Below are 25610 nucleotides of genomic sequence, written 5' to 3'. Positions count from 1 at the left end.
ACGTGTGAACTCGCAAGGAGAGTGCGCCCAATCCTGGCCCTGTTGCTGTGCCTGCTGCTGTCCTCGGATGTTGCCCGCCCCCAGACCGATTGCCCCCGTTCCGGGCTGCCTACAACGCCATCATGTTGCTCCCATGCAGCAAGGGAATGCTGCGCTAATCCGTGTTCGTCAGATGCAAACGGCGGCTTGCGGGCCGGCGCTTCGCTGCCATGGCAATCGAGCTGACAACACGGTCTGTTACCGAGCATTTGGAAATGCTCGGTAACAGACGATAGCGATTGCCCTTAACGGACGTACTAGTGGCGTCCACCCTCGAAATGCCGGCAGCGCTCTTGTTATTTGTTGCCTCGCGATGAGGGCCTGAGATTTGCTTGAAGTGTCGTCTGTTACCGGGCATTGCGACTAGTGGGAAATCCGATACCGCTACACCGCACATTCACTGCCTATTCACTCCACGACACTGCGTGTTCACTGCTCGGGCACTGCGCCCACAATGCATGACACTCGCAATGACACCGTGGTCGCACTGCATCGCCGGGGTATATACGTATAATTGCATCGATACGCACTTTTTGAGGGGTTCAATGATGGAGAAAAGCAGCGTGGCAGGCGCGCTGCGCGCATTGGCAAGAGACGACAAAGGGCGCTCCGATACTGCACGCTTGCGCGACGTGTTCGAGGAGGTAGAGGCAGCTCTCAGCGCTGGCGTGAAGCGCCAGGCAATCCTGGATGCTTTGAACGGACAGGGTTTCAGGATGACCCTCAAGAGCTTGGAGAGCGCGTTGTACCGAATCCGTAAGCAGAGGGGTAAGGAGACCCGAGTGCAGCCCACACCCGCCGCGCAGACGCCCCCTACCCTGCCCATGGCCTCACAGCCCCAAGGCACATTTACAAGTGAGCCCGTTGCTCGCGAAGCAGCAGCCGATACGGCCACTGAGGCAGTACGCGATGCGCTGACCAATCAGCAATCGCGCGAAGAGAAGTTCTCGCGTTACTCAACCAGCACCACCCTTTCCAAACGTCTCGGACAAAAAAAGGAGTCCTAAATGCGTGTCGCCGTTATCAATTTTTCGGGCAACGTCGGTAAGTCCACCCTTGCCCGCCATCTTCTGGCCCCGCGCCTGAACACCGATCTGATCACCGTCGAAACAATCAATGCGGACGAAGGCGGCGAGAGCATCAAGGCCAGCCAGTATGATGAGTTGCAAGGCCATCTGCTTACGAACGACGTTGCCGTGATCGATATTGGGGCCTCCAACATCGAAGCCTTCATCCACGCGATGACGCAATACCGCAGATCCCACGAGGACTTTGATTATTTTGTGGTGCCGGTCGTGAAGGAATCCAAGCAGCAGAAAGACACCATCGCCACCATTGACGGAGCTAAAGTCGAAAGTGGTGTACGGCGGGGGATTTGAGGCGCGGAGTCGAGGGCGGTGGAGCTTTTCGCTGAGAATCTGATTGTCGAGATCGGAAACCAGCACAAAAAAAGTCCACCACCATGAGCAAGGATAAGGGTAAAGAAGCAGTCGGTCTATCGGAAATCGGGCTTGGGCTCGAGGAGTTGATCAGGCGCGGGGCCCGGCGGGTCATCCAGGAGGCGATCGAAGTGGAACTGGCAGAGCTGCTTGAGCAGTTCAGTAACGTCAAGACGTTGAGCGGGCAGCGCGCCGTGGTTCGCAATGGCTACCTCCCGGAGCGGGAGGTGCTGACGGGCGCCGGACCGATTGCCGTGAAGGTGCCCAAGGTGCGCGACCGGTCCGGTTCCGGCGTGAAGTTCAACTCGGCGATCGTGCCGCCGTATGTGAGGAAGTCGCCGCGGGTGAGTGCGGCGCTGCCCTGGCTGTACCTGAAGGGAGTCTCGACAGGCGACATGAGCGAGGCGCTGTCGGTGCTGCTGGGCGAGGATGCCAAAGGGCTATCGGCCAACGTGGTGAGCCGATTGAAGGCGCAGTGGGCAGACGAGCATGCGAGTTGGAATCAGCGTGATTTGTCAGCGGCGCGGTATGTGTATTGGTGGGTGGACGGCATCCATACGGGTCTGCGCAGCGAAGGCTCGGACGGGCAATGCCTGCTGGTGATCATCGGCGTTACGCCCGACGGCAGGAAGGAGCGCGTGGCGATCGGTGACGGCTATCGGGAATCGAAGGCATCGTGGGTGGAAGTCCTGCTGGACCTGAAATCCCGCGGCTTGCAGGCTGGCCCGCTGGCGGCGGTCGGCGATGGCGCCATGGGATTCTGGGCTGCCCTGGAAGAGGTGTTCCCGGCCACGCGTACCCAGCGTTGCTGGTTCCACAAGATGGGCAATGTCCTGAACGCCTTGCCAAAATCCCAGCATGGCCGCGCCAAGGCAGATCTGCAGGCGATTTGGATGGCAGCCACCAGGGCCGATGCCGATGCCGCCTTCGATCGCTTTGTAACGATCTACGGCGCCAAGTATCCCAAGGCCACCGGCGTGCTCACCAAAGATCGAGACAGCCTGCTGACGTTCTACGACTTCCCGGCCGAGCACTGGCAGCACATCCGCACGACCAATGCGATTGAATCAACCTTCGCGACCGTGCGTCACCGCACGACGCGCACGCGCAATTGCGTGTCCCGAGCGACCTTCCTTGGCCTGGCCTTCAAGCTGATCGAGGAAGCCGAGAAAACCTGGCGCCGCATCAACGGTGCCGAACACATCGAACTGCTCTTGAAGGGCGTTCCCTTCAAGGACGGAACTCCGGCGCATGACAATCCGCCGGTTCAGCAGAAACTCGCCGCCTGACAGCCGGCCACGATCAGCCCTCGTACACCAGATTTGACAATATCTCCCATTGACGCGCTGTCAGCACTTGGTGTGCCGGCTAAGAAGATCCGCGTCGTGTTCAACAAGATGGCCATCGAGGACGATGTGCATAGCGAGTTTGGCGCGATCTTCGGTTATGCCAGTGAGGAGAAGAAATGTGTTGTCAGGCCGGAGGCCGCCGTCTTCGAGAACGATGTCTTCGAGCGAAGCAAGGCACTGGGCAAGACGATCTCCGAGATTCTGGCGGACTCAACCGATTTCCGCGCGAAGCTGAAAGAAGCCAAGGACGAGCATGAGAAAGAACATTGCGTGCAAATGATCCTTGCCAAGCGCCTCGCAGACTCGGCCAACGATAATCTCGACGCGGTTTATAAGGTGTTGTTCAAGTAGAGACCGCGGCTATGCGTGAAATCCGAAAGGTCCACGAAGCCCTCCTGGCGCAGCACTTCGAGGACGTTGACCAACTCGCAGACAAAATCTCTGACGCTGCCAAGAAGGTCGAGCGGGCCACGGCCACGCTAACCGCTCTTAACGGGACGCCACGGGCTGCAATCTCGAGGCCTACCTCTCACCGGATAGCGCCACATTCGATAGCAAGCTGGGAGAGGCGAGGAATGTGGGCCGCTGCCGTGATTGCAGGCGTCATCGTAGCGGCCAGCGTGGGTGCCCTGGTTAGTCGCCATCAGCCCATGCAGACGCCAGAGCAAGCGCAGGCTACTGATATCGGTCGCGCCATTGTGCGAGCTTGGCCCAGTCTCGATAGCGCAACTCAGACCAAGATCTGGAACGCGCTCGACTCGCAAACGCAAGAGGCTCTGGTCTACTCCGTTCGGCGCAGATAACTCTACCTGCGCGGGCCTTCCTTGATTGCCTGGAAGGTCCTTGACATCCTCCCTACCCTTTCTGAGTGGGGAAGGATGTCAAGGACTCATAGTAGAGATGGGCTTCACCCGCGGCCCAGAATCACGTCCCTGACGAAGCGTCAGCCAGAACGTATCCCTGCCCTACCCGTTGGATTTCCCCGCTGGTCTCCAGTGCCGCCAGATACCGTCGCGCCACAGCCTGTGTCGCCCCATGCGCGGCATAAACAGCACGCAGCGAAGGCTTGAGCCTGCCAGCCAGAATGTCGGCGCGTACGCGCTGAAACCTTGCGCCGTCGTCCTCACCAGTGCCGGAGTCCTGTACAGCCCGATGCGTAACGACTGCACGATGCTGGGTCTGCTGGGCTTCGGTTGCCACTGTATCGGCCCGCTGCATCATCGTTGATGCGGTCGAGTGCAGCGGTGTTGCTACAGTTGGCCGCTCGGCGGGCGCAGGCGTTTGTACAGTGACCTGCGGTTGGGCGAACGCTGCCGGTGCTGCGGCCAATGCGGCAAGCGGTGCAGCGGCGAACCGACCTCCAGTAGACCGCATCGTCGGAAGCGGCTGTGACGCAGGTTCAGCCACAACTTCTGGCTCGCATGGGTCAGCCGCATTGATGACGGTGCGGCGGGCACGCAGAAGTGCACCGGCCACAGCGAATAGAACGACCCCCATCAAGACGATCAACAACGACCGACACACTGCATAGGCAATCATGCCTTGTTCGCCCAGCGTATCCGCCAAGGTCGGCGCGGATGCGGCTTCGAGGCGAGCAAGCTCTGTCACTTGGCCGGCGAGACTGGCTTCCACATCCAGCGCCTGGCGGGCCTGCTTTGCGGCAGCCTCGCGAATCCATACGTTGCTGCTTTGCGCCTGCCTTGCAGACGTCTCGCGCAGGGCAGCTGCCGCTTCACGCTGCGCCACGATCGATGCGCGCAGTTCTTGGATTCTCGTGTTTTGGCTGTGCGAGGCCGCTTGTGACGTGCGTACCATAGCCACCTGGGTGACATAGAGCGTGCCGGCCTCAAAAGCGAGTAGGGCAAGGCCCAACGCCACAAGCTTGAAACGGGCGGCGCGCAACGCTGTGCGAGGCAGGAGAGCGGCCAAGCCAAAGGCGAGCAATTCAACGACGACCATTAGCGCACCCGCGGCGATCAGCGCTTGGCGCGCTGGTTCATCGGCTTCGGTGCGCTCAAGGCCGAGCACGAAAAAGCGCGTGGTAATTACTGCAGCCACCACGCCCCCGGCGCCTGAAAGCAAGGCGAGGGCAGTGTAAGCCCACGGACGCAAATGACAGTCGTTTGCCTCCCGGCCAGCTCGGGCAGGGTATGATTGAGTCAGCATTCCAATTTCCTGGTTTGGTTTGGGGTGTCAGGTGCCGGGTAGGGGGCCTAATCCCTATCCCGGCACTGCTTCTACTGCGAGTCTGCATAAGGCGCCAAGGGCGGCTTATACATGATGTATAACCCTCCAACTTTCGCGCGCTTATACATGATGTATAAGCGGCGTTAAGCGGTCGGTTTCACGCCCAGTTGAGCCTGGATGAAGTCGTCCACGAGTTCGGCCAATTTCTGTTGCTGTTCCTCGGTCAGGACAGTTTTCTTGCACACGACCTTCGTGTCCTTGCCGCTTACGCTGACAGATACCAAGCCAGTGTTTCTCCTAGCCGCTTTGGGGGCCTCGGCCTCCCGCGGGCCGTCGTCCATCAGCGCAGCAAAGACCTTCTTTGGCGTGCGCTCCGTGACTTCCTTAGCTTGACGCAACCGCTCAGCGAGAACGCGCGGCTCCAGCTTCGATAAGCCGGTTAGGTCTTTCACCCACGGAAACTGGATATCGTTTGGACTATCGAACGCCTCCACCAAGGTAGAGGGCAGGGCAAACGCCGCAATCGAACGGGAAACGTGCGCTTGGCTCACCCCGATATCCGACGCCATAGCGTTCTGCGAAGGCCATAGCCCTGCGTCCAGAGCCATTTGATATGACCGGCCTTGTTCCCAGGCACTTGGGTTCTTGCGGTCCCGATTTTCATGCTCCATCTGCAGGAACACGTCGCGTTCGGACAGCTCCTCGTCAATCTGAGCCAACACAGGAAAGTTGTTGATCAAGCAGGCGTGATGACGGCGGCTTCCAAAGACTAGTTCAAACTCACCGTCTTCACGGGGTCGCACCTTGATAGCCACAACGTTGCCCTTGGTGCTCTTAATGCGCTCTTCCAGGTCCAGGAACTCCGGATCTGTATAGCTATCGTCATGCCGGTTGGCCCAGCGTGAGCGATGCACGAGTTTAGGGTCCAGTTTGCGAGTTGCCTGAGCACCGTCAAACTTCTCAAGCTCGCTTTTCAGCGACTCGACCTGCTTGGTGTGTTCCAGCATCTGTTGCCGGAACGCAAGCATCTGCCCCGGCCCTGTCTTCGGCGCACTATCCCGCTCTCTGGACTGCGGCTCTTCGGACGCAGGCCGCGCCACGCCAATATCGCCGGACTTGGCCAGCAAACGATCCTTGATCGACATGTGCCTCCTTACTGAGCGGTCTTGGCCCAATAGGCCTGGATGGATTGCTCGACCAATTCTGTGACTCGGTCATAGGCCTCGCGGGCCCGCCGATAGGTGCTTGCGCTACCGTCATAGCGCGACACGTCATAAACCGTACCGAACTCCGCGGAGGAGTTGGAAGTGACCGTCGTCTTCGGGATCTCCACCGGCAAAACCTTCTCTGCGTAGGTCGCGGAGATCCACTGGCGCACCACGCTGGCCGCGGCATCGTTGTGGTCCACTCGCGCGAGCAGTACGTGAATGAACTCGAAGGTCTTATCCACGCCCGTAGTCTGAGTTAGGTTCAGCGCCAGGTCGCTGAAAAGAGTCCAGAACTGTGCAGAGCTGGCAAAATCCAAAGCATTCGGCGGCGTCGGCACGATCAAGCCATCAGCCGCCATGAAGGCATTGACCGTGCCGTAGCTCAGCGCGGGCGGCGTGTCGATCAGAATCACGTCGTAGGCCTCGCGCGCAGCGCCAAGCCCCCCGTTCAGGACATTCCAAAACTGGAACTCTGGGTCCTTCATCTGTCGTGCAGGCAGACCAAATTCGCAGGTGAAAAGGGTAGGGGAAGCGGGTACCAGGTCAATGCCGTCCCAATAGGTAGAGCGGATGGCATAGTCCAGCGAGTCCTCGTCCCCGTTGGCCAGCGGCACAAACGTGTCTTCTTCGCGAACTTCGGTGTCAGGCAGGATGCCAAATAGCGTGGTCAGCGAGCCTTGTGGATCCATGTCGATCACGAGCACGCGATGACCCCGCAGGCTAAGTCCTTGCGCGAGAGTCATCGCCGTCGTGGTCTTGCTCACACCGCCTTTGAAATTACACACGGCGATGGTCATCGCCTTCGCACCCTTCGGCTTGGCCATCTTTGCGCGAAAGACGCGGACCCATTCCCGGGCCTCTGCCAAGGTGAATTCCCGACGACGGCCAGTGTCGTTCACCACGCCACTCGGCAACTCGTTGCGAGTCAATCGATAAGCGATAGCGGTCTTTTCCGCTCCACACAGACCGGCGAGCTGGACCATGTTGAAGACGGGCGGCTGCTTTCGAGCCTCTGGAGCCAGCATGCGCCCGCGCACGTCTCTAACGGTGCTGGCAGCTTTCAGTGCCTGTTCCGCAATGTCGTAGATAGAAATCGCCATGGACAAGCCCTTCATCAATTTGAGATGAAGGAATCATATCCTGCACTGACAATGGGAAGCAAACTAATTTGAACCTAAATTGGTGTTTTTTACCAATTAGGTATGAATTGCCTTTGTTCGTTCAGCCAGCCAGGCGGCAAAGGCGTCGTCGCCGAGACGCAAACCTACTTGACTCGGTAGCCATCGGCGAAAGGCAACACGAGCAGCACCGCCTGGAAAATGATCCGTCTTGGTTTCGGAGAAGTCGTTGGCGTAAGGCTTCCCGGCATCGGTAGTGATAAACACGCGAGCCAGGCCCAGCAACTCAGAAGGGGTTAAGGCTTGCACCGACTTTGCCTTGGTGCTGCGTTCAAACTCAGATCTCAGGTCCGCTAGTGCTTCAATTTCGCGCTGGGACTTGGACTTTTGCGTGGCGTCGTCTTTCCGTCGCTGCTGCACGGGCTTCTGCACGTCGGCGCCGCTGTCCATCAGTGAACGGATGAATCCTCCCGTGCTGCTACGGATTTCACCCTTGCCATCCTTCTCTTCGGCCAGCTCGACAATACGGGCTGCACGCTCCGGGTCCTCGGCAATAAAACTCAGCGCCAGCTTCTCTCCGATGCCATGTTTGCGCAAGCGCGCAAACAGAGGAGATTCCCGCAAGCGAGACACTTCATCCAGCTCGTCAGGCGGCAATAGAGACGCCTGACGATTCGGGTCCACCTGGAAACGTACCGCAGTCACCTTTGGACCCACCTTGATCAGATGCAACGTCAGCTCGATGTCTGCGACTCGGTTGATCTCTTTGATCGCTGGCGTCAGGACCTTTTGCCGCAAGCGGCCAAAGTCGCTGTAATGGTCAGACGTCGCCCCTAGCAGCCTCCGCAACGTATCTACATCCCATTCGCCGGTCGAGCCCACCTTCAAGTACCGCAAGCAGTTCTCATAGAGAGCCAAGGCGTAGCTGCCGTTGAAACGGGTCTGCACGCCGATATGCACCTTGGCATAGATGGCTGGGTCATACAGCTTCTCCGCCAGGGCCTCGTCGTAACGGTATGTGCAGACGCCACCGTGAATGCGCCCATACGAAATGATGGACGTCGCACTCCAGTCTTCCGCCTCTTTGAAGGTGTCTCCCATCAGGTTGAATTCGATGGGGGTGGACATGAGGCGAAGGAGAGCATCCTTCAGCTTGCGTTGACTAGTGCTGGTCTCCCAGCCCAAGATCACACACAGTGCAGCGACCGGAATTCGATGGGTGCGCGCCGTGGGCAAGTCATCGTAGGCGTTCAAAAGGAGCACGTTCGACAGCTTCCTTTCCAGCAGGCTCAACTCGCCGCTAGTATGGATGGCCGCTACGTGCTTTTTGAGGTGATTCTTGCGCGGCTCCTGGCCAATGTCATGTGTCGCTTGCATGGCCCTATGTTGCACCATTTCACCCAATGCGACAAGGCAAACAAGGGCGAAAGGTTGCCTACAACCCAACACGTATCGTCGCGATGATTCCAGATTGGGTGAAAGCTATCTGCCCCACATTCCAGATTGGGTGAACTGCCATTCCAGACTGGGCGATATATACCCTCGATTCGATTCCAGTTGGGGTGAAACCCCATTCTAGACTGGGTGAAAGGTGCCCGCTAAGTCGCCTCTGACAAGCCTTCCCGGCTCGTAAACGTTTTTAAAGCTGTATACGTAAACGTAAACCCAAACAGACATTCCAAACTGGGTGAAAGCTCACTCTGCGCTCGTAGAGACTCTGTGTTGTTGCCTTTTGGAACAGGACTCTGATCGACAAGGCCGCCAGGCCTTGATACTCACCAAGAATGCGGCGTGGCGCGTACAGGGACTGTGCGCTGACGAGCTTCCGCATCATACCTACGGCGCACATTTTTGTTTGATGCGAAAATTCCGTATGATATGATCGATACGAAATTTCCGGACCAGCCTACCCATGATGTTCAAGCGTCCTCACATGCTCACATTGCCGTTTGCGGCCTGCCTGGCTGCTTGTGCAGCACAGCCAGCACCTGTCGATGAGACGGCTCGCATGCTAGATACCAAGCTGACGGCGTCTGCACAAAAGATCGATGCGATGTTGGTCGACATCGCACGCGCAGGCGCGCTGACGTCGCCGGCCCAGAAGCCTGGAAAGGTGGAAATCAATGGTGATCTCGTTACCGTTGTGTGGCATGGCGACGCGCCGGACGTAATCAAAAAGATGGCGGAGGCCAAGGGCCTCACCTTCGATATCAAAGGACGGCGGGTTCCGTCCCCGGTGGCGATTGAAGCCGTGAACACTCCCTTTGTCGCAGTGCTCGAAAACATCGGCGTCCAGCTCGGCGGGCGAGGGGATGTGGTGCTCCGGCAGCAATCGTTGGAAGTGCATTACCGTGCGCAATAGTCGAAGGGCGCTCATGCCGCTGGCTGCCGCCCTCTTTTTTGGGAGTGGGGCAGCGCTGGCACAGATGACGCTGGAAAAGATCTCGGCGCTTTCCGCAGACGCCGCGCCGGCTGAAATTGAAGTAACGCCGGTCCGCGCGGCGATGCTGCGAGAGGCAGCGCTGACCATGGGCTCCAAGGCAGGCCTGGCCGACCGTTGCGCCGTGCTGGTTGCCGACTTGGAGAAGCGCGCCTATGTGCTCGACAGGCAATATCGCTTCTCCGCGTACGTCACAAAAAATGGGCTCCTGCCCCCAGTCATCACGGAAGCGCGGGACGCGGTCCAGTCCTCCGACGAGCAGGTACGCGTCGCCGACCGCATCTACAAGATCGTCGTGAAGGCCAAGCCAGTCACGACACCGCCGTCCTGGCGCGACTATCTCTTCGTAGGCTTGCGCCTGACCAAAGAAATACCGATGCCTGTGTCCGCAGCACTGCCCAAGACCGGCCCCGAAAAGGCGTTCTGGAAGAAGACCGTCGCCGAGGGCTGGGCCCATGGCCAGAAGCTGGCCGACGAGATCCTGGAGCGAAACCTCGCCAGACTCGACCGCGACTTCATTGGGATCATGCGGTACTCCTATCTGCTAAAAAACGGCATGGTCTCGGAGCCAACTGTGGCCGTGGCTCCCCGTGTTGTGAGCGGCGACCGTAACGAGCTGCGCGTGGGCGATACGCTCATGCGCATGACGGATGCAGGGGGCTTTATTACGGACCCGAAGAAGTGGCAACCAACCGTGTTGCCGGCAGGGGGCGTGAATTGACGTTCGACTACATCCAGCCTTTTGATCTGGCCCCGAACTTCTCCGAGAGCGAGTGCCAGTCGTTCCTCAGCTACTGCTCTGAGCGAGGCGCATCGGACATCGTTCTGCAAACCAACGACTATGCGTGGGTCGAGATCAAAGGTCGCCAACGAAAAGCGACCACGCGACCCCTACGAGACCAAGAAATCAAAGCGCTTCTAAGCGGGGGCTTTGGGGCTGAACTGATTGGCGTTGTCCGCGGCGGGCGTGATGCGGACCGACCGTATCGCTTCACCATCGCACGCGAGAACTTCCGCTATCGCGTGAACATTGCCAGTGGACAGATCGGGGATGCCGATGACGGTATTTCCGTGACCATGCGTTCGATACCCGAAACCCCGGTCGCACTGGAATCGTTGGGCTTGCCCGCGGGCATTGAAGAGAACCTGTTCCAGCCACGCGGACTCGTATTGATCTGCGGACCTACCGGCTCGGGCAAAACGACGCTGATGTCCGCGTTCTATGCGCACTGCTCGGAGCATATGGGCAACGCGAAGATCCTCCTTTATGAGGATCCAATCGAATTCCTCTATACGAAGGTCAAGAACAATGGCCCGCGCATTCGGCAGATGCAAATCGGGCGACACATCCCCGACTTTCCTGCGGGTATCCGCAATGCCATGCGGTGCAAGCCGACGATCATCGGAATTGGCGAGGCTCGCGATGCCGAAACAATCGGCACGCTCGTTGAGGCCGCGCTGACCGGGCACGGTGCATACGGGACCATGCATACAGACAGCTGTGCCGAGACTATCAGCCGCGCCATTCAAGTCTTCCCGCCTGCGCAGCATTCGGCGGTGGCCTCCAAGCTGCTCGGGTCCATTCGTCTCGTTGTCGTGCAGATTCTGGTGCCGACTCTCGATGGAGACCGCGTAGCTGTCCGCGAATGGCTGTACTTCAATGATGCGATTCGAGCCGAGATGGGCGAAATGGACTACACGACCTGGGGCAGCTTCCTGCGCCGCCAGGTCGCTGAGCGGAAACAAAGCATGAGCGATGGACTGAAGGTGTTGTTGGAAGCAGGGCGCATTGACGTGAAGGCCTACAAGCGCTACGCCGGGGAGGCAAGCGCATGAGCGGCAGAAAATCAATCTGGCGCGATGCTGCGCGCACGCCTCGCATCGCCTCAGTGGATGCGCGGGCATTCTTCCCGCTCGTCTTCGCGCTGTTTCACATGCGTACGTGGACGTTCGGCGTTGCCTTCGCAGTCATTGTGATGTTCCGCCTCATGGAGACGCGGGGCTATACGCTGCCTGTGTTCCTGAGGGCGGTACGGCACTGGCTGCGCGGCAAGAGCGTGCCTTCTCGCGGGTGGTGGGTACACCGCCGCTTCTTTGATTGAGGGATCCCAGAGCAATGGAAAAGAAGAACCTGGTGTCAGCGCTGATCGTGAGCAGTCTGCTTTGCGGCGGCGAGGCCATGGCCGGCTTTATCAACGAATCTGCGCCCGCAGCGCAGGCACCCGCTGCGCCTTCGCAGGCGCCAGTGCTGGAGGATAAGCCGGTGGAGGCCAAGCAGCTCCAAGCTGGTCCCCGCGACGGAAAGCAACTTTCCGATGCGAGTCGCGCTATCGCTGGTCGTCTTGTCGAAATCGGCTCGCGGCCAGCCGATATCAAAGAGGCGCGTGGCAAGGGCTCCGCCATGGCGCTCGGCGATGTAGTTCCGGCTGTCCTGCCCACCGCGTTTCATGCTGATTACGCGGACGTGAACCGGACAGTGCCTGTTAGCTGGGCTGGCGGAAAGCCCTGGCCGGTTGTCATGGGAGAGGTGGTTTCGCAACTGCCTGGCGTGGTCGCCACGATTGACTGGACGAACTCGACTATCACCTTCGGCATGCGGAAGGTGCGTGACGCAAGCGGCGAGGGGGCTGACGTTCCAAGCGCACAGGCGGTGGCGGCGCGTTGGGAAGTGCGCGCAAGCGACCTCACGCTCAGGCAGTCGCTGATGCGCTGGGCCAGGGACGCCGGGTGGCAAGTCTCATGGGAAGTGAAATACGACTTCCCGGTGCAGCTCGAGGCTGCATTCGGCGGAACGTTTGAAAACGCTGTTGAGCAGTTCACCGCATCGCTGCGGACAAGCGAATTCCCGCTGCTGGGCTGCATGTACGAAGGCAATCGAGTGGTCCGGGTCCTCCACTACGGCGACAAGAAGGAATGCGAAAAGTGAACATCAACCATACCGCGCGCAAGCTCTTTGCTGCTTCCCCGCTCTTTCTCGCGGCTTGCGGAACATTGCAGCAGAGCGTCGACGGCCAATACTTGGCAAACCGGGATGCCGTTACCGACTACAGCAACAAGGTCCTGACTCAGTCGGCGACCAGCAACGTGCCGTTGGTGCAGAAAAGCAGTGGGGCATGGCTCGGCGGCAAGGCGCTGCCTCTGCAGGCCGACCTGACGCTGCCGGAGGTATTTCGCAAGCGCTACGCGTTCAAGTTTCCGGGCAAGGTGGGGATTGAGACCGTCGCGCAGCGAGTGACGCAGGTGACTGGGATTCCCGTCCGCGTAAAGCCAGACGTCCTACTGCCGTCAACGGCATTTGTGACCGGGGGTAGTGCCATCACGCAGGCTGCACGCCAAGCAGCGCCGACGACGACTGCAAGCAGCGGTTCTATCCTGCCACCGCTCCCCGCGCCTCAAACGATGGGTACGCAATCATCGTTGCTGGCGACAGGCCTGTCGGCAAACGGGGCATTCAACGCGGGTCTTGCAGAGTATGAGATGAACTACGAGGGCACCGTCAGTGGCTTCCTGGATCTTCTTTCCGCTCGCGCTGGGATCTCCTGGGAGTATCGCGAGGGCGTGATTTCGCTGCATCGCCTGGTGACGAAGATCTTCACCCTCAAAGCGATCCCGGGTGATTCGACATTCAAGTCGTCCATCGGCAAGCAAGGCCAGACGCAAGCTGGCGCTGTGGGGTCGACAAACTCCCAGTCGAGCGCCGGCTACAACTCGCAGACCAACATCGAGATGAACTCAAAGTTCAGCCTTTGGGAGTCGGTTGAGGACGCGATCAAGTCGGTGATCTCCCCCGCAGGCAAGTACGCGATCTCGCAGGCCTCGGGCACCATCACGGTCACGGATACGCGAGATGTTGTCGACCAGGTGGCGAAGATTGTCGATCACGAGAATGCCGCCAACACGCGCCAGATTGCAATGCGCGTGGAAGTCCTGTCGGTCAAGCTGAACAACGGCCAGGAATTCGGTGTCGACTGGGATCTGGTGTTCAATCAAGTGTCCAATCTGGTGCCGTGGTCCTTGCGTTTCTCTTCGCCGGCATCGCTTGTCAGTAACAACGCAGCCAACCTCGGCGTATCGATTCTCGCGCCGACCAATGGGGCGATGTCGGCTTCGCAGGCGCGATGGGGCGGCTCGAAGGCGTTCTTTAAGGCACTGTCGAGCTTCGGTCGGGTGAGCGTGGTCACGACCGCGAACGCGATGACGCTGAATCGACAACCCGTTCCTGTCGCGATTACGAACCAGACTACCTATCTTGCGAAGGTCACGCCTGCGCCGGCTGGTGCCAGCGGCAGTGCCGGTGGTACGCCTGGCTTGGAACCTGGTACGGTGACAACCGGCTTCCTGCTGAATCTTTTGCCGACCGTCCTCGACAGCAATAGCATTCTGCTGCAATTTGGCCTCGGCATTTCCGATCTCACGGCGCTGGTGGACGTGCCGTCTGGCGACCAGAAGATCCAGGCACCGGAGATCTCCTCAACGGACTTCCTGCAAAAGGTCGCAATCCGCCCGGGTGAGACACTGGTGCTTTCCGGCTATGAGCGCTCCGCAGGCCAATACGACAAGCGCACGCTGACGTCGGGAGCACCTATTGGACTGGGTGGGTCGATCAACGGCACTTCCAATCGCGAAGCCGTGGTCATCCTGGTGACGCCTGTCCTGTCCGAAGGCGCAATCTAAGGCAGACGACAGTATGTCCGTGCACATCGTTCCAGTGGGCGACGCGCTGGCAGTCTTCGGGCTGAGCTGGCACCCGCTCAGCGACACCGACCGCGAGCGGGCGGAAGCGCGCCAGCTGTTCAAGGAATTCGACGCGTCCCATTGCGTTCGCGCGGCAAGCCAGGTGGAGGTCCTATATGGCCTGTTGCCAGCGGACGACCGGCGTTCGCTGGTTTCTGCCGGCACAATCCCGCGCAACGCCAAGCTGTTATCGCCCGCGATCCTGCTGGCGACGATGCCAGACGCGGGGGCAAATCTACTTTGGGCGGAGTTCCGTGGCGACACGGCGCATATGGCCGTCGTGGAAAATGGAGTTCCCTTCCCGGGTGGGGACTATCGTGGCTCGAAGGCGGAGGTCCTCGCCGCAGCCGAATCCATCCTTGCGCAGACCGACTCGAAGTTCCAGTTCTTTGGAAACCTGCTTCCGGACAGCATCCCGCTCCCGCTGACTGACCTCGTGAAAGAAGGGGACGCGAAGGCAGCGACCCTGATTCCGGCCTCACGCGGCGTCGACCCAAAGTTGCTTTTCCTTGTGGCCTTGCTCGCTGTCGTCGGCGTGGGCTACGGCTATACAAGCTGGAGTAAGGAGCGCGACCGAGCGGCTCGCCTGTCGGCGCGGGCGCAACAGCAGGATCCTCAAAAGTTGTACGCCGCAAGCCTTGCGGCTGCGCTTTCGACGGCTGGCGTGCCTGTTGCCGAAATCGCACCGCAGCTCATCGAGTCTGCGATGGATCAAGAGGTGTACGAGGGGGGGTGGATGCTCAAGCAGGTTGTCTGCGAGGCTGGCGGCTGCACGTACAGTTGGGAGAATATCGGGGGAAACAATCTCTCGCTCAAAAGCGCTATGGGCGGGCGGGAGATCAACACTTCTCTCGATGGCAAAGGAGCCGCGTTCACTGTGCCGGCGAAGAACGCGCAAGCCTCGCAACTCGATCCTTCGCGCTTGCCAAATATGCAGCACTTCATGGAGAACACGGGATCTTTCTCCCAGGACGTCCGCCTGCTTGGGGTCCAATACAACTTCACACTCCCAGAGATCTTCGGTGCGGATCCGACTATCCCAGCAGGGGCGATCAAATCGCCGGTCCGCGCAGGCACGTTCAGCTATGCGGGGCCGCTTGCCTTGGCTGCAGAAATGGCGTCGCAGTTGCCTCGCAATATGACCCTTACGCGCGTGACGCTGGGGTCGGATAGCACTGGACCAACATTCAATCTGGAAGGCAAATACTATGTCAAAGACTAACGCCATGGCGGTTCTGTCCGCCGTGTTGCTGTGCACGTCGGTCGCGCAAGCCGCACCGTTGCGGGAGCTTGTGGAAGAGCAGCGCGGAGCGATGGCGGACGAGATTGCAAAGAAGCGGGCAGAGTCCAAGGCGCGAGTCGAAACCCCATCTGTCGGCACAGTGCCTGCTGCTGCCCCGACCCAGACGCAAGTCGCGGCGGAAGACAACAAGCCTCGTATTGAGGACGTTGCGGTGGTAGCTGTCTATGGTGAAGTCGGAAAGCTCACTGCCGATGTCTCGTTGAAAGGCGGTGTGCCCACCGCGGTCAAGGAAGGCTATGAAGTCATGCCAGGCTGGTACGTGGACTCTATTACTTCGCAGCGGGTGAACTTCACGCGTGGAAAGAAAAGAGGAAAGGGGGTCACGCGTCATATCGTCTACCTGTCCGAGCCCGCAACCGTCGCGACCGCGCAATCCCGCGGCATTTCATCGCCTTCTGGCTTCGGCACTTCGTTGCCGCCTATCGTCGCGCCGACTCCGACGCAAGTCAGCCCTCTGGCGCAGACATTGACGAACATGGCAGCTGGCGCGGCCAAGCGCTAAGCGGCACGAGAGCACGTTGATGAACGCCATTGCGAACCTCCTTGGCTTTGGGCCTAAGAAGCCGGCTGTAGTCGCGCCGGTGCCCAAGCGCAAAGTCGCGGCGAAGCAACCCGCGCAGCCCGCCCCCGAGCAGCACCAGTGGGCGCGCAGCTTTGCCGAGATTCCTACGTATCGTTGTATTCATACGGGGAAAAAGAGTGACTTGGCAAAAGGCGTCACCGACGAGTTTCGTCGCGGCTGCATTGCCTTGGGGAACGAGAAGGCCGCGACCTTCTACGTCGAACCAAAATTCCACGAAGATCGGAAGAATCTCGTTCGCTCCATGGCGGCACAGCTTCGAACGGCCGGCATCCGGATTGACAACTACTACTACGCCCCAGCCGAGCTGATCGCCCAGCTCTACGCGACCGAAGCTACGCTGAATACGAGCAACGGCGTGCTTGCGGAAGGCATTACGTCTGCGGAGATCTTCTGGAACGAGATGATCGACCAGGGACTATCGATGGGAGCAACGGACCTGCACGTTCTGCTCGAGGAGGCGAGCCGAACCGGAACTTTGATGTACCGGGTGAACGGAGATCTGATCCCTCCCAGAACCGCAGACAAAGGCATCTATCCGATTGACACCGTAAAGGATGCGGTGGCCTTCGCTTACAACAAGCTGCACGCGGAGAAAACCAATAACGATGCGGGGTTCAGCACGGCGATTGATCTCGAGTGCATGGTTCCGTATGACAACGGCAAAGAGGCCTTCAATATCCGCTATACGGGCACCCCGAACTTTGGAGGGTTCACCGTCTATTTGCGATATCTCTTCTCGAAGACTACAGATTGGTCGTCGCCACAGGGGGCTGGCTACTCTGCCGATCAAGAGGCCTTGCTGTTCTCTGCCATGCGGGCGCGCAAGGGCGCAATTAGCATCTCAGGTATCACCGGTTCGGGTAAGTCGACAACGGCCAAATACTTTCTGGAATCGGTCGACCAACTGAACGGACATCGCCTGAACATCATCACCGTCGAGCACCCTGTCGAATACAAGATCCAAGGTGCTCGCCAGAAGACGATTCAGGAAACGACCGTAGATGCGTGGAGAGACGTCCAGCGGCGCCTCGTTCGAGAAGACCCGGATGCCGTCTTCATCGGTGAAGTCCGATGCATTGAATCTGGACAGACGGCCAAGATCATGAACGAAACGGGGCACCTCACCCTGTTCACGGTGCACGCAGACTCCGTGCTCGGCGTCTTCAACCGTTTGGTTGACCCGACGATTGGCTTCACTTTGGGGACGCTGACTATGCCGAACTTCTGGAACCTGATCGTCTACCAGGCGCTGGTTCCCACGCTCTGCGAGGACTGCAAGCAGCCCCTGGCCGACCATTTGCCCGACCTCGCGCAGTTTCTTCAGGACCGGTTCAGTCTCGATACGAGTCGCATGCGCGTACGCAATGAACACGGGTGCGACTCGTGCCATCACACCGGCGTCGCTGGGGTTGAGGTGGTCGCAGAGATGCTGCAGCCGACCCGCGCAATCCTGGACAAGCTCCGCAAGGGAGACATCTTTGAAGCGGAACGGCTATGGCGTGGCTCGTGGGATGGGCGCTTTGACTCGCCGAACATGACAGGGAAAACCGTGTTCCAGCATGCCCTTTACAAGGCATACCTGGGCCATATCGATCCGCGAACGGTGGAAACCTTCGAGACGTTCGACAGGTTCGAGATCATTTGAGATACACCATGGCATTTCAATCACTCATCGATGAGATCAAATACCGCGCTGCGGTACGCGCGTTCCGCAAGACAAGGGAGAAGTTCTACGACTCCCTCGCGGAATCCATCGCGGATGGCGAAGCGATGGCCAGGTACTTCAGCGCCTTGGCGGCACGCGCTGCGGCACAGAAGGATCCGCTCGCAGTGCTCTACAAACAATGGCTGCGCCGAATGGACATGCCAGGCGCAGAAGGTGGGCGACTCTCCCATGTATTGAAGGGATGCGCTCCCGAGATGGATCTGATGATCATCTCCGCGCAGGACCTGACGCTGCACCGCTTGCCTGAGACGCTTCGGTTCCTCGCGACAACGATCAAGTCCCAGCGGAAGCTGAACAGCGTACTGGTCAAGGCGGTAACTATGCCAGCCGTTGCGCTTGTAATCACCGTGGTCTTCATGGTGGTCCTGTCATTGCTTGTGGTGCCGGTGTTCTCTCTCATCGCTCCACCGGAGAAGTGGGGTGCTGCAGGCTATTCCCTGTACCTCATCTCCTATGCAGTGACTCATTACGGAATTCTGATCGCTGGCGTGGTTGCCGCGGGGGTATGGGCGTACGTCTGGTCCATCCGGAACTGGACAGGTCCCTATCGCGTGAAGGCAGATCGCATGGTTTTCTACCGTGTCTTCCGTGACTACTACGCCGCACAGTTTCTGGTTGCTGTGGCATCGATGCTGGCGGCAGGCGTGGGCCTCGACACGACCCTTGAAGAGCTGAAGAAGCGATCCAGTCCCTGGTTGCGGTGGCACATCACGAAGATCTCGAAGAACCGTCTACGAGCCTCTCGGTCGCATGGCGAGGCATTCAACACGGGGGTACTAGCTCAGCCTATTGCCAACCGACTCATCGACAGTAGCCGCCGCAGCAGCGATTTCCCAGCCGTCATGAAGCGCATTGGCATCGAAGGCATGGATGAGACCAGGCAACAAGTCGAAGAAAGTGCATTCAAGCTGAATCTCACGATGGTCCTGATCATGGGTGTTGTCGTCGGCTATCTCATCCTCGGCACGATGCGCACCGGGCAGGATCTGTCCAGTGCAATGAAGGGGCAACTCAATCACCAGCAGTATCGCCGCTAAGCGGAAAACGAACTTTCCAACGACAAGGAGCAATCTCATGAATCAATCGCGCAACATCCGCAAGAACAAGGTCGGCATCATTCGCAAGCAGCAGGGCGGCTTCACCCTGTTGGAACTGATGATTGCCGCGGTGCTGCTGGCCCTTGGTATCGCTGGCATCTACAAGGGTGTCACCGATTACATGTCCAACGACCGCGCAAACCGGGAGATGAAAGAGCTGCCAACCATCATCACGGCAATCCAGCAGAAGTATGCACAGCGGCAGAACTACGCCGGAGCGACGACGGCAGGCCTTATCAACCTCGGCGTATTCCCGCAATCGTGGGTCAGCGGCGCTACGTTGCAGAACCGGTGGGGCGGCACCGTTACCGTCGGTACTGCGACTCTGGTGTCGGCGAACGACGCTCTGACGCTTACCTTCACACAAATGCCCCAAGCGGAGTGCGCCGACGTTATTCCGGGCATTGAGCAGAGCGTGCGCGTCGTCACGGTGGGAGGCACGTCGGTGAAGGCAAACAACGCCCAAACCGACATGACGGCGCTTGGCACTGCCTGCGCTGCAGGTGGCGTGGCAAACACCGTCGTGTACACCATCGGCAAGGCGTAAGCCGCGGCGAAGAATCGGAATAGGAGGAACGGACGGTGATGAACGGCGATACCCCCATGGATGACATGCTGTGGCTGGAGGCGGCTAGCTTTCGCGACTGGCATGTGGATCTCGATTACATCGAAAAGACTGTGGTGTTTCGTCCCTTGCGGGATGGTGAGGCAACGGCGCAGTCCATCCCGTCCCGGGTCCCTCGATCGATGTTCCCGGTGCGCGATGCAATCTCGCGGGTGCTCAAGGAGAAGGTCGGCGATAGCTCGGTCAAGAGCTTGTCCTTCCTGGTCGGCCCGCTTTTCTTTCGAGGGGAGCGGATTCGGCCAGGTCGATACGCACTGCGACTGTCGCCTAAGGTTGTCCAGAACCTCGGCGAGCTAAAGCTCGGTCCGGAGGCTTCGCAGCTGCTTCTGGACGAGAGCTTTCGTAAAGGCGGTCTGATCCTGGTTGCCGGAGATACCGGGTCCGGAAAGACGACGACGGCCTATGCGACGGTCAAGGAGCGGCTGGCCCGCTACGGTGGCTACTGTTTGACCGTCGAAAGCCCGGTCGAGAAGGAGCTGGAGGGCTTCCATGGCGACGGCTACTGCGAGCAGGTAGACGCGACGAACACTGGCTTCAAGTCCGAGGTCGCCAGCGCGATGCGCAAGTTTCCGGCAGAAACGCGCTCGATGTTCTTCTTTGGTGAGGTTCTCGATGAAGAAGCGGCAGCCGAATTGGCTCGTCTGATTGGGCGCGGCCATCTCGTCATCACCACCATTCATTCGGCCACGATGGAACAGGCCATCGAGATGCTGATCGCATTTGCTGAGCGGGGTGGCGAAACTTACGCCCGCAGCCTCATTGGACAGAATCTGCGCGCTGTGGTCCATCAGAAGCTGGAGAACCAAAGGGCGACGGTGCGATGCCTCCGAATCACGCAGGACGTGGCGAACATCATTTCGGATCCCTCGGCTGATCTCAAGACGCTCGCTACGGCAATCGATCACCAGCGCCGGCAGGCAAGCACTCAACTGCTTGGACGGGCCGCATTTCAATCTCAAATGCGCCCGTGAGGGACAACTATGCATCCCAATAGACTGCACCGTCGTTCGACATCCCGTCAAGGGCAGGGTGGCTTCACGATTGTCGAGATGCTCATCGCGTCGACGTTGCTGGCAATTGGCCTGTCCGCAGGCTTGTGGGCGGCGCGCCAAGAGGCGCTGGCTGATGCATTCAGTGCTCAAGGCCAGACCCTCAAGGCCATCGGCAATGCGGCTGGCAATGAGTACATCCTCCGCTACTACAACGAGCTGCAGAAGGCCGCTCCGAGCATACCAGGCGTGGCGGACCCATATCAGCCCACGATGACCGAGTTGAAGGCGCTTGGTCTTCCGATTCAGAACTTCGCTGACACGGGCTGGACCAACCTGCCATATCGCTTCCGCTTCCAGCGCGTGCCTGCCGGCTGCACGCCTCCAGCCTGCGACGTGAACGGTCTGGTCTACCTGGCTGGGGCGCTGACGGATCCCGCGACGGGTGGTGTGTATGGTCGAGGCCTCGGCGAGGCGATCACGGCGATTGGCGGAGATGGCGGCTTCTCCGATGATCTCAGTCCCGGCACGATCTCAGGCTTCGGTGGTCAGTGGAACCAGACAAATCCGATGGGCGCCCAGGTAGGGACGTTGGCAATGCAGGTCGGCTACGCGACGTTGGGCTGGCAACAGTTCCTCCGCCGTGATGGCTCGCTGCCGATGACGGGAACGCTCAACATGCGAGATGGGGCGGGGACCCGTCACGATATCGCCAACGTCAACGCACTCGATGCGCAATCGGCTAGCCTGCCTGGTGGCGACAACGCGCACAGTGTTCGGGTAGGCAACACTTACTTCTACGGGGATGGTTCAAACACCGCGGTGCGTTCGCAACCCGGTGGAGGTCTCTACGTACAGGACGTGAACGGCAATGCTGCTGACATCAAGTCGGCTAAGGACGTCTACGCGAATACCACGCAAGCCAACGAGAGTTACGTGAACGGGTGGTTCCGCGCGCGAAATGACGCGGGCATGTATTGGGAGAAGTGGGGCGGTGGCTGGTATATGAGCGACCCCAGCTGGATTCGCGCGTACAACGGTAAGAACATCTGGACCCCGGGCACACTTCAAGCAGATGGCAGCGTCAATTCTGCCTATGTATCCTCATGGGGTGGAATGAACTCGACGGGGCGCTTGCGCACGGGAGGGTATCTGCAAATCGATGGATGGGCAGGGGAGGGCGGAGGCTGCGGCCCTAACGGGTTGCTTGGTCAAGACGGAAGCGGCAGACTTCTTGCCTGTCAATCTGGTGTGTGGCGGGCGACAAGCGGTATCTCCCAGCCCTTTACTGTTGGCGGCAGTGGAACATGTAGCTGGGATGCTGCCATTGCGCAGTGCCCTGCTGGCGCCAAATTGCTCGGCGGAGGGTATCAACTTACTTGGTTTAGCGGAAGCACATTCAGCCACGCCCCTGATCAATCGTATCCGGACGCCGGCAACAATCGATGGGTAGTCGGCGGTTCGGGAACCAACTCTTGCTTTCAAGCGTTCGCAAGCTGCGCATACTAAGGTGTACCGTGGCCGGAGTTTGCTTTTGCTGTTAAGTATTTGAACCAGCCGCCGTTGTTAACGAGGACCGCACGGAGCAAAAGCCGAGCGGTTCCTTTCTCTTAGCAACTGGCGCGCAGCGCCAACGTGGTGCCCAAGTTCCGAAGTATGTCGTTCCTAGTGTATCTAGCCTTGCTACTTAGCAAGCGCCTATCTGCTGAGCGTGCCTGTCAGTTCTACAATTCCGCCTGGCTATCGCGCAGTCATCGTTACCGCATTCTGCGGCGAGCATTCCCGGGGGTGCACGCAAAGTCCAGCATTGCCCGACCATTTCACGCAGGATGCGAAGGGAATTTCCATTTGGGCTTCCGTAGCTTCATGAATGCCGGCTGCCTTGTCCTCAATGGCGCGGACGTGCACATCGGTGAGCATGTGCTCGTGGGTCCAGACGTCAAGTTCTGTACGGATACCCATCATGTCGACCCCTATTTGAGACGAGCAAGCCCGCGGGCGTTCAGCAAGCCAATTGCGGTGGGAAATCATGCGTGGATCGGAGCGGGCGCAGTGATCTGCCCTGGCGTTGTCATCGGCGAGCATGCCATCGTGGCGGCAGGCTCAGTCGTAACGCGGGACGTCGCGGCATTCACAATGGTCGCCGGCAGTCCTGCCGTCCAAAAACGGGTATGGGAACCCGACGAGTCGAGCAAGCAGCAGCGTTCTGCAGAGCTAAGTCTTGCGACGCCCGCCCCGGCTGGATGCCTCCTACCTTGAGAGCAATGGTGCCCACCCGCAGTCGCGGGCGGTGAAACACTCCTTGTCGGGGAAAAGCCACGCAAGACGAGCCATGCCTCAACAAATTTTCTTGCCCAATAGGACAGGAATCTAAAGCGATACGGCGCATTGCCGACGAAATCCATTGCCTGACAGGAAAACCAGCGACAGCAGCCCCTGAAAAGCGGCTTGAAGCGTCCGTTAAAATACGTATCATGACAACGATACGCAACCAATTTGAGCAGCACCATGCACCAACGAGCGACGGCTTTCGCCGTCCTTGCAGAGCTTCCGCATTGGCATGACATCGCTGGCCGTTTCCCGTCATGGGCGGACACGGTCGAGCGTCAGCATGGTCCTGACTCGCTTCTTCAGGCGGCTACTGAAGTCAGTCGCCTATCTCATCTCGAGATCGCTGTCCTTGCGAAGGAGTTGAACAACATCCCGCATCAGGGTCGCACTGGCCGCGAGATCTGCGCCGAAAAGTTACTTCTGACTACGCCCGAACGCGTCGCAGGACATCAGGAGTGGACGCAAGGCGAGAAAGAAAATGCATTTAACCGCCTGAGCGCAATTCACGCACCAGGCCTTGAGCTGCAAGCGTCTCGGCCATCGGCCATTCCCGGCCTTCGATTTGGCGGCAGTGCGATTGGCCGGCTGCCTGGTGAGGGTGTGGTGCTGGTCGCCCGGACTGGCCTACACGGCTATGAGCAAGCGATCCAGTTGCACGTCGATGCTCTGAGTGCCAGCGAAGCGGGGTGCAGGATCAGCCGGCTCTTCGCAGTGGACGCTGAGGGCCAGGCCACAGAAGTCAGGCTGAGCCAGAAAATGCTGGCGGAGATCCGCCGCGTGCACGACCACTACTGGCATTCGCATATCGCGCTCAACCAGCTGCCGAAGGAAACGAAGCAGGAACTGCAGGCACTGGCTGACCGCGCCGCCTTCCTCAAATTGCTAGGCGACGCTGCATACGCCGAATTCAAGGCCATGGAACCGGAGCTGCGGACCCATCTCGCAGAGAAGCGCCTCCGCAATGCAAGCCTTCAATTGCGTGCTTTGACCGTAGAAGCCTCCGAAGCAGGCGATTTGCGGTTCCTGATCGCGCGTAGCCCACAGATCTCCCACCTTCGAGACGAGCTGCGTCAAGACGTCAAGCAGCTCCTCGATACCCACTTGCCTTCGGTGAAGTCCATCCGCGACGTGCCCGAGGCAAAGCTACTTCCGGCAACGGAAATCACCCGAAAGCCTGCACGCAAGCCGGCTTCTCTTTAACTCGCAAACAGGAGCAGGAAAATGTCCCTTCTCAATTCGTTCCAAGAGCAAACCGGTGCGCGTCGGCAGCTGCCTCCCACGGAGAATTTCTCCATGGAGGTCCAGGGTTACAAACGCGACCCGTCGGGCAAGCCGTTCATTACCGGCGTTCGCCAGGACACGGGCGAAGAGGTGTGCGTGTATCTGCGCCCTTATACCGGCAAGACGCCTCTGAAGGCGCCCCGTGCCGAGATCAAGGACTTCTACGCGAAGCCCGGTGAGATTTCCAGCGTGATCGAAAGCCTGCCGAATGACGAGGTCCGTAAGAACGTCATGAAGGGCTACAAGGCAAAGACCGAGCCGGGCGGCGCGATCATCGTCCAGCGCGCCTTCACGGATGCCGAAGGCATGGTGCAGGCCGGCTGGCTCGTGTCGGCTTCGAAGTATGCCGGCCACACGGTGGTGCACCCTTCTGTGATGGCGCGCGTGGATCCGGTGATCTACCGCGACAACGCACCGGCTTCGGCGACGGTCACGGTAATCAACCCGGCGATGGCGCAGGTAGTGAAGTCGGCGGAGCAGCTGCAGGGCGCAATCCTGTCGGCATTCGGCGGGAATGGCAACGAAGTCGGCGGCCGTAACGGCATGCTGATCCGCCTGAGCGATGGCCAGGTCAGCAAGGCGGTGGAAGTGGTGGTGCCGCGCATCAAGGACAAGGAGTCCGGCGAATACTCGGATCTGCCGTTCGATGAAGCAGCCGTCAGGTTCCTCCAGTCCTCGACCGGCAAGCAGATCGCGTCGTTCGCAGCGAACCCCGATCTCAAGGTCGAAGTCATGCCGCTGGCAACGCTGTCGATGGGTAGCCAGACCAAGGCTGGCTACGAGCAGAACGGCGGCAAACTTGACGTCGCCAACCGCGCGTACCGTCTGGATCGTGAAGACCAAAGCGAGACTGGCTTTGCCGAGTCCTACCTGGTTCTGCACCGTCTGCCGAATGGGGCGAAGGTCTTCACCATGGCAGAACCGCTGTCGAACAAGCCTCAGGTCTTCCACGCGCGCGACGTCGCCACTGCAAACTACGCCGGCCATGGCGTTACGGCGGAGGCGCGCGACCTGAGCGAAGGCACTCGTACCGAAGCAGGCTTCGAGGAGGAAGAGGACTTCGATCTGCACGACGTCGTGCCGGAGACGGCTGCTCCGACGCATAACGCACCACGTATGCGCATGTAACAGACATTCTGCCTCTGGCCGCCTCCGGGCGGC

At 59.5% G+C, this 25610-nt stretch carries 24 protein-coding genes and 1 pseudogene; 20 read left to right on the top strand and 5 right to left on the bottom strand.

The genetic code is table 11. The features are described from left to right. Nucleotides 1-584: 584 nt before the first annotated feature. From RS901_RS38635 to RS901_RS38620, 4 genes and pseudogenes are all read left to right on the top strand, one after another. Complete coding sequence (locus tag RS901_RS38635) at nucleotides 585-1046, top strand: hypothetical protein (protein WP_207951321.1); 462 nt, start codon at nucleotides 585-587, stop codon at nucleotides 1044-1046. After that, nucleotides 1047-1376 (top strand): annotated as a pseudogene (locus tag RS901_RS38630) (StbB family protein); the annotation flags it as partial. 125 nt (nucleotides 1377-1501) lie between these two features. Next, nucleotides 1502-2767: an IS256 family transposase gene (locus RS901_RS38625; protein ID WP_316154236.1), complete on the top strand. Its 1266-nt coding sequence runs from the start codon at nucleotides 1502-1504 to the stop codon at nucleotides 2765-2767. A gap of 96 nt (nucleotides 2768-2863) precedes the next feature. Then, entirely contained in the window at nucleotides 2864-3178 is a 315-nt protein-coding gene (locus tag RS901_RS38620; RefSeq protein ID WP_316157907.1) for a hypothetical protein, read from the top strand. Nucleotides 3179-3751: 573 nt separating this feature from the next. On the opposite strand, the gene RS901_RS38615 is transcribed toward RS901_RS38620, so the two are convergent. From RS901_RS38615 to RS901_RS38600, 4 genes are all read right to left on the bottom strand, one after another. Continuing rightward, nucleotides 3752-4993, bottom strand: coding sequence for a hypothetical protein (locus tag RS901_RS38615; RefSeq protein ID WP_316157906.1), 1242 nt, complete (start codon nucleotides 4991-4993; stop codon nucleotides 3752-3754). A gap of 164 nt (nucleotides 4994-5157) precedes the next feature. Continuing rightward, nucleotides 5158-6159: a ParB/RepB/Spo0J family partition protein gene (locus RS901_RS38610; protein ID WP_316157905.1), complete on the bottom strand. Its 1002-nt coding sequence runs from the start codon at nucleotides 6157-6159 to the stop codon at nucleotides 5158-5160. Between the two features lie 8 nt (nucleotides 6160-6167). Beyond that, the gene (locus tag RS901_RS38605; protein ID WP_316157904.1) at nucleotides 6168-7322 is read right to left on the bottom strand and encodes a ParA family protein; all 1155 of its coding nucleotides are present in this window, start codon (nucleotides 7320-7322) and stop codon (nucleotides 6168-6170) included. Between the two features lie 96 nt (nucleotides 7323-7418). Continuing rightward, nucleotides 7419-8717, bottom strand: coding sequence for a replication initiation protein (locus RS901_RS38600; protein WP_316157903.1), 1299 nt, complete (start codon nucleotides 8715-8717; stop codon nucleotides 7419-7421). Nucleotides 8718-9252: 535 nt separating this feature from the next. On the opposite strand from RS901_RS38600, the gene RS901_RS38595 reads away from it, so the two are divergent. From RS901_RS38595 to pilV, 13 genes are read left to right on the top strand one after another with little or no spacing between them, the layout of a single operon-like run. Further along, nucleotides 9253-9702, top strand: a complete 450-nt coding sequence (locus RS901_RS38595) for a DotD/TraH family lipoprotein (protein ID WP_133098573.1) — start codon at nucleotides 9253-9255, stop codon at nucleotides 9700-9702. A 13-nt stretch (nucleotides 9703-9715) separates the two neighbouring features. After that, entirely contained in the window at nucleotides 9716-10501 is a 786-nt protein-coding gene (locus tag RS901_RS38590) for a type IV secretory system conjugative DNA transfer family protein (protein WP_316157902.1), read from the top strand. After that, on the top strand, nucleotides 10498-11616 hold the full coding sequence (locus RS901_RS38585; RefSeq protein ID WP_316157901.1) for a type IV pilus twitching motility protein PilT: 1119 nt from the start codon (nucleotides 10498-10500) through the stop codon (nucleotides 11614-11616). The genes RS901_RS38590 and RS901_RS38585 overlap by 4 nt, the downstream gene beginning before the upstream one ends. Then, complete coding sequence (icmT, locus tag RS901_RS38580; protein ID WP_133098652.1) at nucleotides 11613-11882, top strand: IcmT/TraK family protein; 270 nt, start codon at nucleotides 11613-11615, stop codon at nucleotides 11880-11882. The genes RS901_RS38585 and icmT overlap by 4 nt, the downstream gene beginning before the upstream one ends. Nucleotides 11883-11896: 14 nt before the next feature. After that, entirely contained in the window at nucleotides 11897-12706 is an 810-nt protein-coding gene (locus tag RS901_RS38575; protein WP_316157900.1) for a toxin co-regulated pilus biosynthesis Q family protein, read from the top strand. Continuing rightward, nucleotides 12703-14454: a PilN family type IVB pilus formation outer membrane protein gene (locus RS901_RS38570; RefSeq protein ID WP_316157899.1), complete on the top strand. Its 1752-nt coding sequence runs from the start codon at nucleotides 12703-12705 to the stop codon at nucleotides 14452-14454. The genes RS901_RS38575 and RS901_RS38570 overlap by 4 nt, the downstream gene beginning before the upstream one ends. A gap of 13 nt (nucleotides 14455-14467) precedes the next feature. Continuing rightward, nucleotides 14468-15736 (top strand): type 4b pilus protein PilO2, encoded by a 1269-nt coding sequence (pilO2, locus tag RS901_RS38565; protein ID WP_316157898.1) that lies wholly within the window; start codon nucleotides 14468-14470, stop codon nucleotides 15734-15736. Further along, nucleotides 15723-16319, top strand: coding sequence for a type IV pilus biogenesis protein PilP (pilP, locus tag RS901_RS38560; RefSeq protein WP_316157897.1), 597 nt, complete (start codon nucleotides 15723-15725; stop codon nucleotides 16317-16319). The genes pilO2 and pilP overlap by 14 nt, the downstream gene beginning before the upstream one ends. A 19-nt stretch (nucleotides 16320-16338) precedes the next feature. Further along, the gene (locus tag RS901_RS38555) at nucleotides 16339-18045 is read left to right on the top strand and encodes an ATPase, T2SS/T4P/T4SS family (RefSeq protein WP_316157896.1); all 1707 of its coding nucleotides are present in this window, start codon (nucleotides 16339-16341) and stop codon (nucleotides 18043-18045) included. A gap of 8 nt (nucleotides 18046-18053) precedes the next feature. Beyond that, complete coding sequence (locus RS901_RS38550; RefSeq protein ID WP_316157895.1) at nucleotides 18054-19163, top strand: type II secretion system F family protein; 1110 nt, start codon at nucleotides 18054-18056, stop codon at nucleotides 19161-19163. Nucleotides 19164-19200: 37 nt separating this feature from the next. Next, a complete protein-coding gene (locus tag RS901_RS38545) occupies nucleotides 19201-19770 on the top strand; it encodes a type 4 pilus major pilin (RefSeq protein ID WP_316157894.1) in 570 nt (189 codons plus the stop codon). Between the two features lie 38 nt (nucleotides 19771-19808). Beyond that, complete coding sequence (locus tag RS901_RS38540; RefSeq protein WP_316157893.1) at nucleotides 19809-20819, top strand: ATPase, T2SS/T4P/T4SS family; 1011 nt, start codon at nucleotides 19809-19811, stop codon at nucleotides 20817-20819. A gap of 9 nt (nucleotides 20820-20828) precedes the next feature. Continuing rightward, nucleotides 20829-22346 carry a shufflon system plasmid conjugative transfer pilus tip adhesin PilV gene (gene pilV, locus RS901_RS38535; protein ID WP_316157892.1) on the top strand — a complete coding sequence of 506 codons (1518 nt, stop codon included), beginning with the start codon at nucleotides 20829-20831 and terminating at the stop codon, nucleotides 22344-22346. 231 nt (nucleotides 22347-22577) lie between these two features. On the opposite strand, the gene RS901_RS38530 is transcribed toward pilV, so the two are convergent. Continuing rightward, nucleotides 22578-22922: a hypothetical protein gene (locus tag RS901_RS38530; RefSeq protein ID WP_316157891.1), complete on the bottom strand. Its 345-nt coding sequence runs from the start codon at nucleotides 22920-22922 to the stop codon at nucleotides 22578-22580. Between RS901_RS38530 and RS901_RS39025 the strand changes: the two genes are divergently transcribed. The 3 genes from RS901_RS39025 (at nucleotide 22857) to RS901_RS38520 (ending at nucleotide 25577) form a co-directional block, all read left to right on the top strand. Further along, nucleotides 22857-23096, top strand: a complete 240-nt coding sequence (locus tag RS901_RS39025) for an acyltransferase (protein WP_410054276.1) — start codon at nucleotides 22857-22859, stop codon at nucleotides 23094-23096. The two genes, RS901_RS38530 and RS901_RS39025, sit on opposite strands and share 66 nt — an antisense overlap. A 249-nt stretch (nucleotides 23097-23345) precedes the next feature. After that, the gene (locus RS901_RS38525; protein WP_316157890.1) at nucleotides 23346-24368 is read left to right on the top strand and encodes a hypothetical protein; all 1023 of its coding nucleotides are present in this window, start codon (nucleotides 23346-23348) and stop codon (nucleotides 24366-24368) included. Between the two features lie 21 nt (nucleotides 24369-24389). Then, the gene (locus RS901_RS38520) at nucleotides 24390-25577 is read left to right on the top strand and encodes a hypothetical protein (protein WP_316157889.1); all 1188 of its coding nucleotides are present in this window, start codon (nucleotides 24390-24392) and stop codon (nucleotides 25575-25577) included. The last annotated feature ends 33 nt before the right edge of the window (nucleotides 25578-25610 follow it).

The sequence above is a fragment of the Cupriavidus sp. BIC8F genome (genome assembly GCF_032465815.1).
Classification (GTDB): domain Bacteria; phylum Pseudomonadota; class Gammaproteobacteria; order Burkholderiales; family Burkholderiaceae; genus Cupriavidus; species Cupriavidus necator.
This window is presented reverse-complemented; position numbering and strand designations above follow the sequence as displayed.

Bases quoted from the DNA above. Each gene is read 5' to 3' on its own strand.
- pilO2 (WP_316157898.1), top strand. From the start codon at position 14,468: ATGTCCGTGCACATCGTTCCAGTGGGCGACGCGCTGGCAGTCTTCGGG.
- RS901_RS38525 (WP_316157890.1), top strand. From the start codon at position 23,346: ATGCACCAACGAGCGACGGCTTTCGCCGTCCTTGCAGAGCTTCCGCAT.
- RS901_RS38540 (WP_316157893.1), top strand. From the start codon at position 19,809: ATGAACGGCGATACCCCCATGGATGACATGCTGTGGCTGGAGGCGGCT.
- RS901_RS38605 (WP_316157904.1), bottom strand. From the start codon at position 7,322: ATGGCGATTTCTATCTACGACATTGCGGAACAGGCACTGAAAGCTGCC.
- RS901_RS38625 (WP_316154236.1), top strand. From the start codon at position 1,502: ATGAGCAAGGATAAGGGTAAAGAAGCAGTCGGTCTATCGGAAATCGGG.
- RS901_RS38520 (WP_316157889.1), top strand. From the start codon at position 24,390: ATGTCCCTTCTCAATTCGTTCCAAGAGCAAACCGGTGCGCGTCGGCAG.
- RS901_RS38600 (WP_316157903.1), bottom strand. From the start codon at position 8,717: ATGCAAGCGACACATGACATTGGCCAGGAGCCGCGCAAGAATCACCTC.
- RS901_RS38530 (WP_316157891.1), bottom strand. From the start codon at position 22,922: ATGCTCGCCGATGACAACGCCAGGGCAGATCACTGCGCCCGCTCCGAT.
- pilP (WP_316157897.1), top strand. From the start codon at position 15,723: ATGTCAAAGACTAACGCCATGGCGGTTCTGTCCGCCGTGTTGCTGTGC.
- RS901_RS38590 (WP_316157902.1), top strand. From the start codon at position 9,716: ATGCCGCTGGCTGCCGCCCTCTTTTTTGGGAGTGGGGCAGCGCTGGCA.
- RS901_RS38575 (WP_316157900.1), top strand. From the start codon at position 11,897: ATGGAAAAGAAGAACCTGGTGTCAGCGCTGATCGTGAGCAGTCTGCTT.
- RS901_RS38615 (WP_316157906.1), bottom strand. From the start codon at position 4,993: ATGCTGACTCAATCATACCCTGCCCGAGCTGGCCGGGAGGCAAACGAC.
- RS901_RS38610 (WP_316157905.1), bottom strand. From the start codon at position 6,159: ATGTCGATCAAGGATCGTTTGCTGGCCAAGTCCGGCGATATTGGCGTG.
- RS901_RS38555 (WP_316157896.1), top strand. From the start codon at position 16,339: ATGAACGCCATTGCGAACCTCCTTGGCTTTGGGCCTAAGAAGCCGGCT.
- RS901_RS38550 (WP_316157895.1), top strand. From the start codon at position 18,054: ATGGCATTTCAATCACTCATCGATGAGATCAAATACCGCGCTGCGGTA.
- RS901_RS38545 (WP_316157894.1), top strand. From the start codon at position 19,201: ATGAATCAATCGCGCAACATCCGCAAGAACAAGGTCGGCATCATTCGC.
- icmT (WP_133098652.1), top strand. From the start codon at position 11,613: ATGAGCGGCAGAAAATCAATCTGGCGCGATGCTGCGCGCACGCCTCGC.
- RS901_RS38595 (WP_133098573.1), top strand. From the start codon at position 9,253: ATGATGTTCAAGCGTCCTCACATGCTCACATTGCCGTTTGCGGCCTGC.
- RS901_RS38635 (WP_207951321.1), top strand. From the start codon at position 585: ATGATGGAGAAAAGCAGCGTGGCAGGCGCGCTGCGCGCATTGGCAAGA.
- pilV (WP_316157892.1), top strand. From the start codon at position 20,829: ATGCATCCCAATAGACTGCACCGTCGTTCGACATCCCGTCAAGGGCAG.